The 15,956-nt window shown below is 48.7% G+C and carries 12 protein-coding genes; all 12 read right to left on the bottom strand.

Features of this window, described 5'->3' with window-relative positions:
- Window positions 1–757: 757 nt before the first annotated feature.
- The gene (locus BLT02_RS09970) at window positions 758–2,017 is read right to left on the bottom strand and encodes a serine hydrolase (protein WP_092994589.1); all 1,260 of its coding nucleotides are present in this window, start codon (window positions 2,015–2,017) and stop codon (window positions 758–760) included.
- 102 nt (window positions 2,018–2,119) lie between these two features.
- The gene (locus BLT02_RS09965; protein ID WP_092994586.1) at window positions 2,120–3,718 is read right to left on the bottom strand and encodes an AAA family ATPase; all 1,599 of its coding nucleotides are present in this window, start codon (window positions 3,716–3,718) and stop codon (window positions 2,120–2,122) included.
- A gap of 112 nt (window positions 3,719–3,830) precedes the next feature.
- Window positions 3,831–5,129: an N-acetylmuramoyl-L-alanine amidase gene (locus tag BLT02_RS09960; RefSeq protein ID WP_242869763.1), complete on the bottom strand. Its 1,299-nt coding sequence runs from the start codon at window positions 5,127–5,129 to the stop codon at window positions 3,831–3,833.
- A gap of 196 nt (window positions 5,130–5,325) precedes the next feature.
- Window positions 5,326–5,706, bottom strand: coding sequence for a bifunctional adenosylcobinamide kinase/adenosylcobinamide-phosphate guanylyltransferase (locus BLT02_RS09955; RefSeq protein WP_092994583.1), 381 nt, complete (start codon window positions 5,704–5,706; stop codon window positions 5,326–5,328).
- Window positions 5,707–5,921: 215 nt separating this feature from the next.
- Complete coding sequence (locus tag BLT02_RS09950) at window positions 5,922–6,506, bottom strand: bifunctional adenosylcobinamide kinase/adenosylcobinamide-phosphate guanylyltransferase (protein ID WP_092994580.1); 585 nt, start codon at window positions 6,504–6,506, stop codon at window positions 5,922–5,924.
- 721 nt (window positions 6,507–7,227) lie between these two features.
- Window positions 7,228–7,974, bottom strand: a complete 747-nt coding sequence (locus BLT02_RS09940) for an ATP-binding protein (RefSeq protein WP_092994574.1) — start codon at window positions 7,972–7,974, stop codon at window positions 7,228–7,230.
- A gap of 314 nt (window positions 7,975–8,288) precedes the next feature.
- On the bottom strand, window positions 8,289–9,932 hold the full coding sequence (locus tag BLT02_RS09935; RefSeq protein WP_175453771.1) for an AAA-like domain-containing protein: 1,644 nt from the start codon (window positions 9,930–9,932) through the stop codon (window positions 8,289–8,291).
- Window positions 9,933–10,320: 388 nt separating this feature from the next.
- Window positions 10,321–11,076 (bottom strand): adenosylcobinamide-GDP ribazoletransferase, encoded by a 756-nt coding sequence (locus BLT02_RS09930; RefSeq protein ID WP_092994568.1) that lies wholly within the window; start codon window positions 11,074–11,076, stop codon window positions 10,321–10,323.
- Between the two features lie 149 nt (window positions 11,077–11,225).
- A complete protein-coding gene (gene cbiB, locus BLT02_RS09925; RefSeq protein ID WP_092994565.1) occupies window positions 11,226–12,551 on the bottom strand; it encodes an adenosylcobinamide-phosphate synthase CbiB in 1,326 nt (441 codons plus the stop codon).
- 252 nt (window positions 12,552–12,803) lie between these two features.
- On the bottom strand, window positions 12,804–13,868 hold the full coding sequence (locus tag BLT02_RS09920) for a P-loop NTPase family protein (protein ID WP_139187529.1): 1,065 nt from the start codon (window positions 13,866–13,868) through the stop codon (window positions 12,804–12,806).
- Between the two features lie 155 nt (window positions 13,869–14,023).
- On the bottom strand, window positions 14,024–15,064 hold the full coding sequence (locus BLT02_RS09915; RefSeq protein WP_092994559.1) for an AAA family ATPase: 1,041 nt from the start codon (window positions 15,062–15,064) through the stop codon (window positions 14,024–14,026).
- A 500-nt stretch (window positions 15,065–15,564) separates the two neighbouring features.
- On the bottom strand, window positions 15,565–15,933 hold the full coding sequence (locus BLT02_RS09910; RefSeq protein ID WP_092994556.1) for a RidA family protein: 369 nt from the start codon (window positions 15,931–15,933) through the stop codon (window positions 15,565–15,567).
- Window positions 15,934–15,956: the final 23 nt, after the last annotated feature.

The following is a 15,956-nucleotide window of genomic DNA, read 5'->3' as shown; positions in this document are numbered from 1 at the left end:
AGCCTTAACGAATGATGTCTGGTCCTGTCGGGAACTTCCGTTGGCAGTCTTTCTTCCGGTATCTCGGCTTATTTACGGTAGAGGGGCTGCCGCTGTGTTGCAATATGTTTGCAAATTTGGATTCAAAAATCGGCACCAGTTTATTTGTCGAGATCAGAGGCCGTATTAATTAAACCTCCTTTCTCCGTGCCTCTTCCTGAAGCCGTACACCAAAGCGGGAGGATATTTGTATTTCCTGCCGCCTAATGCATGAAGTAATGATTTAGCATTCATCCTGATCACTTCCTTTTAAAAGACATTCTGAAATAGGATTAGGTTATAAATGCGTGGAATATTTCGTCATCCGTTTTGTCTTCCAGCCGTCTTCTGAAATATTGATTATTTCGATGTCGCAAAAGGTTTATCTGCGGACTCGGGAGACTCGTGGGTAAATCAAATGATGTCCAGGCGGGGCTTTTAGTCCCGGATGCGGGAAGATCCTGCACTGGAGCCGGTCGGAAACCGCTCATCAAATCATCTGACAGCGGACAGCAGAGAATGGCGCCAGTAGACACTTTATCCAGTTACAGCCATTATAAAGGGGGCCGCGTCAAAACATGCGTCAAAACACACAGGCATTTGAAGTATTTTTGCGCGCCATTCCGGCAAATAGCCGATTACATTATACAGGCTTTATTCTGAGTGTTCAATGGAAAATAAGGGAAAGATATCAAAAGATATCAAAAAGGCAGCCGCACTTTTTGACCGTTCAGATCTCTTATTTGTTCCCTGTGCTTCCTGTGGCGGCGCCTTCGCCGCTTTGGGCAGTTCCGCCACTTACGGCACTTTCGCCGCTTTGGTCAGTTCCGCCACTTATGGCACTTTCGCCCGTTTCCGACTCCTCTTCCTTGGTTCCGCAGATGGCCTCGTACACCTGGGCGGAGAGGCCGGCGATCTCTCTGTGGAGCTGGCCTTCGCCTCCGCCGGGGACTGCAGTCATGACGACGAGGATGTAGGGGTGGTCGGGGGCGAAGATGACGGCGGCGTCGTTCTGGACGGTTATGCCGGTGCCGTTCTGGTCATGTGTGTAGAGTTCTCCGGTCTTGTTGGCGGTCTCGATGTCCGAGGGGACGCCTGCGGGGATCTTCTGGCGGTTTCTGGGGATCTGGGCCCAGAGGGCTCTCATGACGCGGGCGGAGCTGTCGGGGTTGACGTAGTCCCAGTTGTAGACCTCGCGGAGGACTTTGCCGCAGTCGGCAGAGGAGGTGTAGTTTTCCGTGCCGTTCTGCACCAGCATTTTGCGGTTGAGCTTGCCGGCCTTGAAGTGGTGTTTTTTCATGAAGCGGTTGATCCTGTCCATGCCGAGGACATCGATCAGGGTGTTGGTGGCTCCATTGTCGCTTTCCGAGAGCATCTTGAAGAGCTGGTAGTCGTAGTTGTCGTCCAGTTTGCCCTTTTTGACGCGCTCGAGGTAGCAGCCGGCGATGTAGAGTTTGATGAGGCTGGCGGAGACCATGGGCTGGTCGGCGTTGATGGCGATCTCTTCGTCTGTGTCAAGGCGGTACAGGTAGAGGGCCCAGTCGCCGCTCTTGTTTTCGAGCTCCTCGCGGAGTTTTTTGTCCAGGGCGGACATTTCCGGGGAGAGGGTGGAATCTTTTTTAGTGGCGGCGGAGCCAGCGGTGGAAGCCGTGGAGGAAGACGCGGAGGAGCCAGCGGTTCCGGAAGAGGGTGCGGCAGTCGAGGCAGAGCCTGCATGACCGGCTGCATCTGAAGTCCCTCCCGTGCCGGCCTGAGTATCCTTATTTACAGAGATATTCCCTTTTGTGGTGTTATTCTTTTCTGCGTCTGTATTTGCTCCGGCAGCGGAGCCGGACCTGGATCCGTTTTTATTATTGTCGTCAGTCATACCCTGTTCTGCATTCTCCTGTCCCTGTGATGTGGAATTGCCGTCTTTCTGCGCGCATCCCTGCAGAAAGCAGGAGGCGACAAGGGCGCAGATGAAGACAATTGTGATGATTCTGGTTATTCTTTTTTTCATTTTTCTTTTTTTCTGGGGATTTCCTTTTCCCTCTGATTCTTTCTTTTTTCTCCAAGTCGGCTGTTTTCGTTTTACGTCAGCGGGAATTTATGCAGGCGGGGATCACTGATCCTTATAAAATCTCTCCATCCTGCAGGCATGGGTTTTCTCTTTTTCGTCGTAGTCGATTCCCACAAAAAGGAGGTTCCCCTGGTAATGCGTCAGGCTGTCAAAGTACTGTTTCCGGCGAATCTGGTCAAGGGCTCCCGCGGCGCCGCCATCATTCCCGTTCTTTTTCAGCTCGATGATCATTGCCGTGTCTGTTCTTTGAACGGGAAGGAACACTACGTCGGCAAAGCCTTTTCCGGCTGTCATCTCCCTGACTATGGTGTAGCGGTTTAAAGCATATATATAAGCGAGATAGATAGCGCTTTGCAGGGCGTCCTCATTGTTGTAGCTCCGATTACTGGTAACATGGATGTGGGAGACGTCCAGTGCTTTTGCAACAGCCTGTTCGTCCCCTTCCAGGTTTTTTTTCAAAAGTTCTTTGGAATCGCTGATGATCTGCGACGTGATGGCATACTCCTCCTCTTCTTCGATGGCATTGAACCATTCCTGGCGCACCTCCCAGTTGGGGATTCTGCAGGTTCCTTCATTTCCTGTTACTCTGCGATAAGCGAGATAGCCCAGGTGGATCAGGTAGGTGAACAGATCGTCTTTGGTCCTGAAGGAGGTCATGGTATTCAGATAGCGGGTCACGTTGACATCCACTTCCTCCCCGGCAAGCATCCTGATGACGGCATCTTTTGTCCCCGCAAAATTCATACGGATCCGGTCTGAAATAACCTCGTAGGAGGATGTTTTCCCCCAGTAACTGCCAAATTCCTTCTGTTCAATGCAGACCACTACAGATTCCGGGTTGTAAATCTCATACCCGTGCTGCGAATATCCATCGTACCAGCGGCGGCACTCTTCAAAATTGATTCCGTGCGTGTCACACAGAGCCTTTACTTCTTCTCCCGTGAAACCGATGAACTCCGCCAGCGGCCCCGCATCCAGAATGGTATACTCCCGGAAATTATTCAGTTTGGACTGGATTTTATCCCTGACTACAGGCAAGATACCGGTCAAATAGGCAAGAGAGACGGCAGGTCTGACGGTGCTGCTTTTAAAAAGGCCGTTTAAGAAGGACAGGTATTCCTCAAACAGGGTCTGCGAAGCCTGTTCCCTGACAAGGACATCATATTCATCCATGAGGATCACAAAGGTCTCGCCGGTCGCCGCGTATACACGCAATATAGACCTGGCCAGCGAATCGTCTTCATTAAAGGACACGCCAGGCCAGGCGGTTCTGAATTCGCTGATGATTTCCCTGGTCAGTTCTTTCAGAAACTGCTCTTTATTGCCGGCATTCTGATATTCGCTGTTCATGTCGATTCTGATGACATTGTATTTATTCCGCATTTCCTCATAGGAGGGAGATGAAGCGATTTTGTAAGGCGCAAAAAGTTCTCCGGAATCACATCCCCTGGAATAATAGGCGCAGAGCATTTCACATGTAGTGGTCTTACCGAAACGTCTGGGGCGCGAATTACAGATGTATTTATTCCCTTTTTTCATCATGTGATTCACTGCTTCTATCATCATCGTCTTATCGACATAGATTTCAGCGTTTGCGGCTTCCCTGAAATTTTCATTTCCCGGGTTTAAATAAATGCCCATCTTCGTCTTTGTTCTTCCTTCTTCGCGCTTCTCTTTACATGGAGAGGCGTTCCCGGATGTCTCTGTGTTCCTGCATTATTAATTGCTTTAATTACTGTCAATATTTTTTATCTCAATTGTCTTCTGCTGCTGCGGTTCCTTCGGGCGGGCCTTCTGTTTCTTCTTTTATTCCTTCTTTTGTTTCGGCTTTTGTTTTCCCGTCAGGGACTGACTCTTCTTCAGAGGACTCTTCTTCAGAGGACTCTTCTGTCTCTCCGGAGGTTTCTTCTTTAGAAAGATCTTCTTCAGAGGTTTCCCGGGAGTTGTTCTGCTCAGAAGAGGCTTCTTCCTCTTCGTTTTGCCTGAAGAAAGTCTCATCCCGTTCTTTGGGCGGGAATTGTTTCATATATTCGTCGATCCCGTCCGCTATGCCTTCGACCATTTTTTGCTGCATGTCGTCGTCCTGCATGCTGCGGTCTTCGCCGGTATTTGACATGAAGCCCATCTCGAGAATCGTTGTAGGGACTTCGCTCCAGTTGATGCCGCTCATGGTGTCTGTCTCCCAGATGTTTTGGCGGTTGATGCCGGTTTTAAATATGTAGGAATCCAGTATGTTTTCGGAGAGTGCGCGGGACTGTTCGTAGATGTCGCCGTTGTAAGGATTGGCCGGGGTCTGGCAGATGGTCATGGCGCCTGTGACACTGGAATCGGGGGATCCGTTGGCGTGGAGCCTGATAAATACGTCCGCATCGGCTTCGTTGGCGATCTCGGCGCGCTCCGAGTTGCTGATGTCGACTTCGTTGGTGTCGCGGACCATGATGACCCGGTAGCCGCGCTCCAGTAGTTTATCCCGCAGCTGGAGGCCGATGTCGAGGGTGAGCTCGTATTCCGGCACGCCGGTGGCTGTGCCGGTAGTGCCGCCGCTGACCTTGATCTTGGTCTCGGAAGCGCCGGGGCCGACCGGTTCCTGTTCTGTGTTGGCGTACTGCTGGTGTCCCGGGTCGATGACGACCAGGCCTTTGTACTCCGGGGCTGCGGCAGTGGATGCGGTCCCCGCAACAGCTGAGACTGCCGGGGCGGATGTGGCTGCGGCGGCGGATGATGTGGCTGCGGTGGGTGATGTTTCAGCGCCTGAGGACTCTGAAGGATCTGACGTACCTGTCGGCTGCGCGGTGGCTGAGATCATTGCGGCCGCTGAGGTTCCATCTGCGCCCGAAGAATCATTCACAGTGTCCGGTGTAGTTTCGCCGTCTGTATTCTGTGTGTTCTCTGTATTCTGTGTGGTCTCTGTATTCTGTACAGTCTCTGTATTCTGTGTTCCGCCGTCCTCTTTCCGGGAACAGGCTGTGCATAGAAGCAGCATAGCTGCCATGAACAGGGCGCTGAGTGCGGTTGCTGCGGTCTTTAACAGGTGTTTTTTCTGTTTTTTCAAGGTTTTTTTTAAGTGTCTTTTTGAGTGTTTTTGTGTCTTTATGTTATATTTCATTTATGCTCCAGAATTCTTTGTTGTTGGTGTACAGGCTTTAATTATACCAGGACTTCCACCAGTTCTTTCCCGTTAACACAGTTTTTTACTAGGCCCGCGCCTCTCCTTTTCAGCAAAGGTCTCAAAGATCTGATCCCCGGTCTCAAAAGCCTGATCCTTTCAGCACCTGCGGTATTCCGCAGCAGACTCTGACGACGGTTTCCGCGCGTTCCGCCAGCAGGCAGGACAGGCGTCCTGCTGCCTCCCGGTTTCTTCGCTCCTGAGGATCCAGCGGGATAACGCCGCACCCCGTCTCAGTGGCTATGACAACTTCCTTTTGAGAAAGTCTGTCTGCAAGGCTTCGCAGCTTTTCCTGCAGGTCATCCAGGGGAGAGTGTGAAGCTTCAACCGCTTCGGCAGCTTCCGCGGCAAGGTTCTGCACATCGCGGACCGCCTTTTCAAGAAAGTCTGTTTCTGACCACCCGAGTGCCTGCATAATATAGTCCTGTTTTCCGGAAAAAAGGGGGCCAATCACAAAAATCATGTCTGTTTCCTGTCTTGTATCAGCTTAGAGCACATCATTATAATGGCTCATTGCAGCAGCCTATTACAACAACTCATTTTTGCGGCTCATTACAGCAGCCTTTTTCAGCGACTCATTTTGCGGCTCATTGCAGCAGCCTGTTTCAGTGACTCATTTTTGCATCTCATTGCAGCAGCCCGTTTAAGCAGCTCATTTCAACAGGCTATTGCAACAGTTCATTTTATTATATTTGGGATCCCGCAGACGACTTCCACCACGTGGTCGGCGCGGGCGGCGAGCGTGCGGTTTACGGCTGCCAGCTCGCGAAGATACTGGATCGTCTCCTTTTCGTAGGTTTTTCCATCGGAAAAGACTTCATTTGTCACGATAGTCAGGTGGGCGCACTGCAGGAGCAGATGGTCTACGCCTGTAAGTACGGCTGTGACTGTGCCGGAAGGTGCATGTGTCTCACCGGAGTGTATTTTATCAGGAAGCATCTCATCAGCAGCGTTCTTTTTGGAAAACATCTCATTGGCGACAAGGTTTCCCATATCCTCCAGCAGCACGCTGCTGCTCTCAGGAACTTTAAGGCCGGAGAGGTCAGTATATCGCTCAATCGTCACAAATCCACGGTCTCTGCGCATGGCATGGTGGTGCGCGATGCGCGCCCGGGCGTCCTCGCCAAAGGGCTGCATTGTCGCTATATAGATCCTGTTTCCAGATTGCGGGGATATTTTCTCAGGAGTGGAAAGTGACAGCACGTGCTGTTCCGCATATTCGCTCTTTCCGCTGGCGCTCCCGCCGATGACCAATGTAAACATTGCTATCCTCTATAAGAATACCCATACAAATACCCATACGAATACCCATACGAATACCTATACGAACACCTATAAAAATAAGAACGCCAGTAAGGGTCCTCAAAAGACGAGAATTTTTTTAAAATCAGTTCATCATAAGCCTCTGTACAGGTCCCGCACATATTCTCTAAACAAAGGCAATGTGAAGGACAGCTTCCCGTATTCTTCTCCTCTGACAATTCCTTTTTTAATCAGCCGCCTTCTGTATGGAGAAAAAGCACTGTTTCCCATTTTTGCCAGGCTCTGGATTTTTGATACTTCATCTGTCTCTGTCATTGCAGATACGATAAGTCTTTCTTTTGCGCTCATCTCAGACCAGAGTTTATCATAGACATACTCTTCGAGAAGCTGTCTGTATTCATCATATACCTTCTTGTAATCATGTTCCGGATTCCGAAAGGTCAGAAAGTGCAGATTGAACACGTATCCGGCCAGTAAGGACACATTTCCCGGTCATGTAAAGACATAATGCGCGGTCAATAATTGTCATTATTCCCGGTCAGCATAATTGATAGTTGTATCAGGGGCCAGCCCCCGAACCCCCGAGGTTTATCGCTTTGGGGTTTCCGTAAGAGAGTGATGCCGTTTGGTGCAAAGGGGAGTTATCTGGCCGTGACGCTGTCATCATCTGGCCAGAGATAGTGTCTTTTCTTGGCCGTGCATTGCGTCTTTATTGGCCGGTTTAGATGGCTGTCTGCAGAAAGCCCAGAACCTGAAATGCAAAGGCGTAACCTTTCGTCTCCCTGGCCATTTTAAAAGAGATCTCATCGTCTTCAAACCGGAATACGTTCTGGTATCTGACCGCCATTGCCCTGATATTCAGCGGAGTGATCAATATTTTCGGTGCTCTATATAAAAAGGTAAGACTCTTTTCATTCTGAAGGCTGTTGATGTTCTCATATAGTCCGGTCATCAGGAGGAAAACAGGCAGTTCCTCACGGGTCATGATCTGAAACTCCGCCACAAACTTTTTTACATAACTGTTGCTGGTGACCTCATCAATGGCGAACAGGACTCTGTCCCCTTTCTTCTTTATGCTCTGCAGCATACGTTTAACTGCTGTCCGGGTATCTGTGATCGGAGGTTCCCCGTCGATCTCAAAATTGATACCCGGCAGAGAAATGCTGATTTTCGCATCCTGAAACAGCTCTCTGTATTTTCTGGTATAACTCAGTTCTGCTGCAATCGAATGCAGAATATCATCTTCGGGGTTGACAGAGATAACGATCCAATGATCCCTCGTTTTCAATTCATTACAAATATCTGTCATCAAGACTGTTTTCCCGGATCCTCGTATGCCGGTGATCATAAAGACGTTCTGATACGTCGGTTCAGCGCTGAAGGCTTCAATCACTTCCTCACGCTGCATTGTCCGGGAAACAAGTTCCAGGGGTTTTGCTCCAAATAAAAGAGAAAATGGATTATTCATGGCATTCTCCAATTACTAAAATCAGCTAATTATCTAAAATAATTTTATTACTTCCAATTTTTTGCTTATTTTATAATTATTTCCGTAATTATTTATTAATTCTAATTATTTTAAATTATTTTTATTTCTTGAAATTATTTTAGTAAAACAATTTAGAGAATGCAAGATTGTCAATGGCTGCTTAAGTGACTGTTTTCAGGAGACAAGGGACGGTTCTCTGTCTCCTGTTCAGCTTAGGAGGAGACAAAAAAACCGTTCCTTGTCTCCTCTGGAAAGCTCTATCTCCTCTACTGGTCTCTTCCTTCAGCATTTTTTCACACAATGGCTTCGTGAAGGATCCTGCCATCGATGGTGTGAGTGTCGATTCCGACTTTCTTGTGTTTATTGAAGCTGAATGTCAGCATGTATCCGACATTGAGATTGAAATAATCCAGATATCCCCTGAGCTGTTCTTCGCCATCGCTGTTATATTTCGCGCCGTGCCAGATCTTGATTTCCAGGATGTAGCGCTTTCCGTGATAGTGGATGACCACGTCCATGCGGCGTCTGTCCAGGGTCTGTTCTTCGATGGAATAGGTTCCAGCGCCATTGATAATGGGAGTGAGGTAGAGGAGGAACTGTCTGCAGCCGACGTCTTCGATAAACTCGTTTTCCTGTGCTTCCTCATCGGGAAGGGCGGAAATCTTCCTGACGCGTGTGAAGGTGCTCAGGAAGTCTTCCAGGATGCGGTAGACATTGAGGTCGCCGGCAGGGTCCACGTATTTATTTTTTGACGCTTCCCCGGCATCCCAGACAGCTTTGTCCCGGGGACTTTTATTATGGAAGTCATCATCAAACTTTCTGCACAGGCGCACTCGGAAGATCTCGTTCGCAATCATAAGGCGAGCCCCGGAGACGCGGGCAAAGCCATAGAGCAGGAAGGATCTCTGCCGCTCGTTGTCGATGCTGAAACTGATATTTTTCCCTTTATAGAGGAAATCGCTCAGGTCCTGCGCAAGCGCCGGATCGTTATTGATCTTTCCCATCAGGGAACTCATCAGGCTGCTGTCTTCTGTGACGATCTTTGTGGCGGCTTCGTCGACTCCGGCAGTGGTCCAGGCTTTTGTGAGGCTTTTGAACCGGCCGGGCACCATTTCGGTGTCCAGGATCTCGCAGATGCGGGAGACCAGGTAGGGATAACCATTGGTCCATTTCATGATGGCGTCCGTGACTTTTTTGACATTCATCCGGATCCCGTGGTCTTTCTTATATTCCTGCAGCATCTGCTGAACACCTTTTGCGGGCAGCTCCATGGGGATCGTGATATTGGAGGCGATGTTCCAGGGGCTTCCCCTGCGCCGGGTCTCGTCATCCGGTCTGATCCCGCTCTTGAGGTGTTCGACATCGGTGACGCCCGCCAGGATGACGGACTGGAATGTGATGTTCATGTTCTCAGGATCCCTTTTGATAAAGGCGCTGCGGAGTTTTCCCAGAAAATCGCGGAATACGTCGCTTCCTTCCGCTGCGTCAACTTCATCAATAAACAAAACGACCGGTTTAAAGGAATTCCTGCACCATTTTCGAATCAGGGAAAACAACTGCTGAAGGTTTGCCGTGGTCTCTCCCCTTGCAATGGAGGCTATACTGTCTGAGACAGTATCAGGAAGGAGCAAGTCACTTTCTCTCCTCTCCAGGATATGATCCATAACCTGAAGGCAAAAAGCTTTTGAAAATGCCCTGCCGGATGAAAATGCCTCGTGATCCAAATCGATCATATCCATATTGATAATGATATATTCCTTTGAGAGCACCTGTGCCAGGGAATAGAGAGTTGTAGTCTTGCCAAACTGCCTGGGCCGGCTGACGATAAAATATTCTCCGGCCTTTACCATAGCTTCCATTTTCTCTATATTTTCGCTCATTTTTACCATGTAATGGATAGATTCAATGCATCTTCCCTGGCTGACAAATGATTTCATATTGTGCCTCCATATCAATTTCGATGTAATCTTCATTATACACAAAGAACCCTGCGGATTCCATAAGGATTCCGCAGGGGCTGGCAGGGACTGGAGGGACTGGCAGAAGAAAGATCTGGTCTCTTCAGGTCCTAAGCACTTTGGTTTCTCGATTGTGCCATACCATGGATAACTATTATGGGGAAACAATCTGGTTACACTTTATCTGTTGCTTCTCTGTCTGGTGACACTTTATCTGGTAAAACTCTATCTAGTGGCACTCTATCCGGTGGCACTCTGTCCGGTGGCACTCTGTCCGGTGGCACTCTAAGGATGTCTTTCTTATCGTAGAATCGCTGCAGTGATGTCACTACAGCGACGACTCCGGCAGCACCTTAAGGAAGTATTTTCATCGCAGAACCGCTGCGGTGATGACGATGGCTCCGCCGGTCACCAGTTCGCACAGTTGGGTGAACCATCCGGACAGATCACCTGTGATTCCTCCGAAGACTGTGACGGCCATTCGGTAGTAAAAGGCCAGTGTGAGAACAGAAGCCAATACAGCGGCAGCGCCGGGCAGGCCGCCCGTGTATATCATTACGGCGGCTAGTGCAAGGGATACTGCCGCCATGGCAGCGGCGGAGCTTTTCGCGGCAGGGTCTGTCTCCTGGCGGAGCATGCCGTCTTTTTTTGCCTTTGGAAAAAACAATGCGGAAAATGCGCTGAGGGCACGGGACAGGGCAAAGGTGATGCAGAGCGGGACAATGGTCCGGTTTTGGGCTTCTGACCACACACCCAGCTGGAGGGTGAACCAGACAAGGCCGCCGATTACCGCAAAGGCGCCGACGTGGGGGTCTTTGAGGATCTCCAGCCGTTTTTCACGTGTTCCATAGGAATGGATCGCGTCGCAGGTATCCAGAAATCCGTCCAGATGAATGCCCCCGGACAAAAGGACCGGAAGAGCTGTGAAGGCAGCCCCGCAAAAGACCGCGCCGGCGGACAGATGTGCCAGCAGCCAGTACAGAAGGCCCTGGGCTGCCCCGATGGCTGCGCCCACCGCGGGAAGAAAACAAATACACCAGCGCATGCTTTTTTCATTCCACTCTGTCTGGGGAACCGGTATTCTGGAATATAAAGAAAAAGCCATGAAAAAAGAGGTCAGCATTCCATAAATCTCCTGGTTCTACTGATTTTCTGAAACCGCTTATTTTCAGGTATTGCTGTAAAGCCTTTTTTCAGAGTATTTCTGTAAAGGCATTTTTCAGGGTATTGCTTTAGAGGCAATCGCAGTCGGGGCCCGGCGGGACAACTCAATCAGGGCCAGCACAATAACTTAATCAGGGCCAGCAGGACAGCTGTTCCAATCACATAGAGCAAAAGGGAGGTGCGGACCATTAAAGAGACTGCGCGGGTGATATCATGCGGCTCTACAGTCCGGTCTCCGTCACCGATTTCAGCCTTATGGTGGAGTTTCCCGAAATACCAGGTGTCTCCGAGCAGGCGCAGATGCAGGGCACCTGCACAGACGGATTCTGTCTGGGCGGAATTGGGGCTGGGGCTCTTCCTCCTGTCTCTTCGCCAGATTCGAAAGGCGGCGCGCATGTCCGGCAATTCCTTTCGTACTTTGTCCTGTGATTCCCCTTGCTGGCTGTCCGGCGATTCTTCTTTTAATCTGCCCCGTGATTTACTTTGAAATATACCTTTTGGGCTCTGAGGATTGGATATCCCTTTGAAGGGCACCGCACAGGTCAGGATCATCAGCAAAGCTGAGAGTCTGGACGGAATGTAGTTCATGACGTCATCGAGCCTTGCCGCAGCGGTTCCGAAAAAGCGGTAGCGGTCATTTTTATAACCGATCATGGAATCCATGGTGTTGACGGCTTTGTAGAAAATCCCTCCGATGCCTCCGAACAAAATCATATAAAAAAGAGGAGCAGTCACGCCGTCGGAGGTGTTTTCAGCAACGGTTTCCACAGCGGCTTTGGCGATGCCTTCTGCGTTGAGGGGGTCTGTATCCCGACCGACGATCATGGAGACTGCCCTTCTGGCCCCGTCCACATCTCCCTGCAGCAGAGGGTCGCGCACAGCATAAGCAGCTTCCCTCAGGCTCCGGAGCGCGAGCAGGCGTCCGCAGAGGATTCCTTCCGCTATGATCCCGAGCCAGGGGTTGATCCTGCGGCAGAGGGCAAGGAGAAGGAGGACCAGGCCTGTACTGGCAATGAGGACCAGCAGAACCAAAACACCGCCCGCGGCACGCTCCCGAGACTCTCTCGCGTTTTGAGTATCTTGAGCATTTTGAATGTCTTGAGTGTCTTGAGCGTTTTGTGTGCTTTGTGTGTTTTGAGTGTTTTGTGTGTGTTGAGTGTTTTGAGTGTCTTGGTTGTCTTGAGTGTCTTGAGTGTCTTGAGCGCTGCGAGCATTATCAGCATTGTTAATGTTGTTAATGTTGTGAGACAGTTTCTCTTTTCCCACGGGGATTTTAAAGAGTCGGCGAAGGCCGGATTCTGTTCTGCTGATGAGGGCTCCGATGCCCTGTACAGGGTGCCAGAGTCCGGGCGGATCTCCGACTGAAAGATCGACGATGGCCGCAATCAGCAAAATCCATATTCTGTTTCGGGCTGCAATTGCGATGACTGGCATTTCTTTAACCGTACAACTATCAGGCACTATGTATCATTTCATCTTTATGCCTCCATGACATAAACAATGCATGATTCATTATACACAAAGAACCCTGCGGATTCTATATGGAATCCGCAGGGGGATGATCGGAGAAAGGCCTGCTGTTACAGACCGTCTCGAAATTCGAAGCGTTTTTGCGTAATTTCCAACGCAAAAACCCGAGTGGAGCAGCCTGCTTACTCTGCCTGCTATACGGTCGGAAATGCAGCTTCATTCATCCATATGGTAGTCCTTAACAAAATTCCCGAAACGAGGAAGCGTAAGGTAGTAGCCGCGCTCAATTCCAGAGGAAACGCCAAGAATTCCCTTTTCTCTTAGTCTGCTCTGATACCGATTCATCATAGAAGAAGAAAAGCCGGTCTCGTTCATCAGAACCTGACGATTCACGGGATTTGTCCCTTCTGCACCGCATTTTACCATTCCTTTAACAACCAGCCTGTCTTTTCCGGAAAGCTCTGACCATATTTTGTTGTAAGAGTAAATGATCAATTCGCTTTCATATTCCAAAATAATATCTTCTATGGAAGTCGTGTCTGCTTTATCAAAATACAGTTTGCCAAGTACCTGAAATGCGAATGCATATCCGTTTGTCAGTCTGGATAACCGAACTGCTTCCTCTTTGGTTATTCCAAATACCCGTTTATAGCAGACCGTAATAGCACTGAGATCCAGAGACTGGAGGATGATAAAGGGAGCACGCTGTAAGAATGTACATCCCTCCATATTCTTAATGTGGTGGATATTTTGATACAATCCTGTCAGGATCATATAAACCGGGAGGTTTTCCCGGATCAGACGTTGAAAAGTCAGACAAAATACCTGCATGGATTTATTAGTTCCGGCTTCGTCGATCGTGATCAGTACTTTTTTCTTTTCCTTTTGCACAGCTCTCAGCATCTTCTCTATGGCGGATTCGATATCAAAGATCTCGTTTCCTTTTTCTATCGAAACACCCAGTCCAAACAAAGAGAGATCTATCTTCGCTTCAATAAAAAAGCGTTTCATAAAAGGAAGTTCATAGAGCCTGGCACCAAGAGACTGCAAAAGGTCTCTGGAAGGGTTCAAATCAATAACGATCCAGTCCTGCCTGCTTCCAATCTGGTTGGAAACCTCAGTAAGCATTACGGTTTTTCCGGAGCCTCGGATGCCTGTTATCATATATGCTTTTTCTACGGGGTCATCATAAGAAAAATTCTGCAGGATCACCTCAGATTGTTCGTTGCGTATATATTCTCTGGGCCTGACTCCAAATGTATAGGTAAATGGATTTTGCATTTTTGTCATCCCCTTCTTTGTGCATACGTGTGCATCAAGTGCTGTGATGTGCATCCGTGTTTACTCTTGCTCATATTGTAAATCCTTGTGCACAATCGTGCAATCGTGTTCTGTAAAAAAGGGGGGGATACTCCCCCCGAGAGACAAGTGGACGGTTATTGATAAGCGCGGGCTACTGAAGAAAATCGCGGGAGCGCCAGTGCCACGTATCCATGTTGCGGGGCGACGATCAGTCCTCTCCTGAGAAGGCGTTCTCTGTATTTGGAAAATGTAGCGGATGTCATAGCTGCTGAGATGCATAGTTCTTGTACTTTAACAGGGGTGTCTCCCATTGCACGTACGATTCTGCGTTCCTGTCCGGAAAGGCCTTCCCAGATTTTCTGGTAGACGAAATCATCCAGGATGTCATCCAGTTTTAAAAGTATCTGCTCCAGAGGCAGTTTTTCCCGGTATTCGTAATACAGCATGCCCAGCGCCTGAAAGGCGAAAGCATATCCCTTTGTCAGATACGCCATTCCCCTGGCTTCTTCAAAATCAAGGTTAAATATATCCTGATACTGCTTTGTAATCTGATGCATACTGAGTGGAGTCAGTCTGATTTTTGGTGCTCTGAGCAGGAAGGTCAGGGCAGGATCGTTTTGAATAGCATAAATATTCTCATACAGTCCGGTCATCAGCAGAAATACGGGATAGTCTTTTCTTAAGAGTATCTGGTACTCGCTGGCAAAGTGCCGCATGTTGCGGTCATGCTGCACTTCGTCAATGGTAATCAGGACTTTTTTCCCTTTTTTCTGCAGAGAAGACAATATCTCCTGTATCACACTGACAGAATCATGGAAGCTGGAACTTCGATCCAGGCTAAAGCCAAAGCCGGCAGCCGATACACTGAAACTTTCATGACGCAGATCAGGAATCTTTTTACAGGAATCTGAAAGGCGTACAGCAAGGTCAGTCATCAGGTCCTGGGTAGAGTTAAGGTCCACAACTATCCATTCCTGTGATGCTGCCAGTTGGCTTTCAATCGATGTCATTAGAACGGTTTTCCCGCTTCCACGGATTCCCTCAATCAAATATACCTGGCTGATGGGATTGTCTGCGGTAAAAGTGCTGATGATCGTATCTGTGTTTTCATACCTCTCGATATACTCCGATGGTTTTCTTCCAAACGTCAGGGTAAAAGGATTGTTTTTCTTCATAGCACTCTACTGCATTCCTTCTTGTTCAAATCAGTTTTGTTTTTACTTTCTGTTTTGTTACTGATCTATGCAATTGTATCCATCCGGCTGTTTCTTTTTATGTTGTTTTTCTTCTGTATCTTTCCTATTGCATCTTTTTTCTGCTGTATCTTTCCTATTGCATCTTTTTTCTGCTGTATCTTTCTTGTTATATCTTTTTTCTGTTTTATCTATCCGGTTACATCTATTGTGCCTGTACGATCACAATGCAGCTTTTTTCATAATTCCGCCTGACGTTCATATTTTATCATAAATCTTCTATTTTTTCATACTTCTTCATAATTTAAAGGTTCATGATAAAAAGGAAGGACTGATAATATCTGAATTAATACCTTTTTGCGCAGGATTCATCTGATATGTATCGAAAAGTCTGATTCTCAGGATTCATCTGATATGTATCGAAAAGTCTGATTCTCAGGATTCATCAGATATGTGTCGAAAAGTCTGATTCTCAGGAATCATCAGGCTTCCGCGATGCACTCGATCTCGCAGAGCGCGCCCTTGGGCAGATCCTTTACCGCAACACAACTTCTCGCCGGTTTAGATGTGAAGTACCTGGCATAAGCTTCATTGAAGGCAGCAAAATCAGCAATCTCGGCGAGGAAGCAGGTGGTTTTAATGACTTTCCCGGCACCGGAGCCGGCCGCCTCCAGGATTGCCAGCACGTTTTTGCAGCACTGCTCTGTCTGTGCTGCGATCCCTTCCGGCATCTCTCCTGTCGCGGGATCGATCGCGATCTGACCGGATGTGAAAACAAAACCGTTGATCACAAAGCCCTGGGAATAGGGACCGATTGCGCCGGGTGCGTTTTTTGTTTCGATTTTTTTCATAGTGTTTTCTCCCTCGTAAAAAA

The organism is Sarcina sp. DSM 11001 (assembly GCF_900101015.1).
Classification (GTDB): Bacteria; Bacillota; Clostridia; order Lachnospirales; family Lachnospiraceae; genus CAG-791.
This window is presented reverse-complemented; position numbering and strand designations above follow the sequence as displayed.

Excerpts from the sequence above, each read along its gene's own strand:
- BLT02_RS09930 (WP_092994568.1), bottom strand. The coding sequence starts at position 11,076 with ATGCTGACCTCTTTTTTCATGGCTTTTTCTTTATATTCCAGAATACCG.
- BLT02_RS09950 (WP_092994580.1), bottom strand. The coding sequence starts at position 6,506 with ATGTTTACATTGGTCATCGGCGGGAGCGCCAGCGGAAAGAGCGAATAT.
- BLT02_RS09910 (WP_092994556.1), bottom strand. The coding sequence starts at position 15,933 with ATGAAAAAAATCGAAACAAAAAACGCACCCGGCGCAATCGGTCCCTAT.
- cbiB (WP_092994565.1), bottom strand. The coding sequence starts at position 12,551 with ATGCCAGTCATCGCAATTGCAGCCCGAAACAGAATATGGATTTTGCTG.
- BLT02_RS09920 (WP_139187529.1), bottom strand. The coding sequence starts at position 13,868 with ATGCAAAATCCATTTACCTATACATTTGGAGTCAGGCCCAGAGAATAT.
- BLT02_RS09940 (WP_092994574.1), bottom strand. The coding sequence starts at position 7,974 with ATGAATAATCCATTTTCTCTTTTATTTGGAGCAAAACCCCTGGAACTT.
- BLT02_RS09965 (WP_092994586.1), bottom strand. The coding sequence starts at position 3,718 with ATGGGCATTTATTTAAACCCGGGAAATGAAAATTTCAGGGAAGCCGCA.
- BLT02_RS09915 (WP_092994559.1), bottom strand. The coding sequence starts at position 15,064 with ATGAAGAAAAACAATCCTTTTACCCTGACGTTTGGAAGAAAACCATCG.
- BLT02_RS09970 (WP_092994589.1), bottom strand. The coding sequence starts at position 2,017 with ATGAAAAAAAGAATAACCAGAATCATCACAATTGTCTTCATCTGCGCC.
- BLT02_RS09935 (WP_175453771.1), bottom strand. The coding sequence starts at position 9,932 with ATGAAATCATTTGTCAGCCAGGGAAGATGCATTGAATCTATCCATTAC.
- BLT02_RS09955 (WP_092994583.1), bottom strand. The coding sequence starts at position 5,706 with ATGATTTTTGTGATTGGCCCCCTTTTTTCCGGAAAACAGGACTATATT.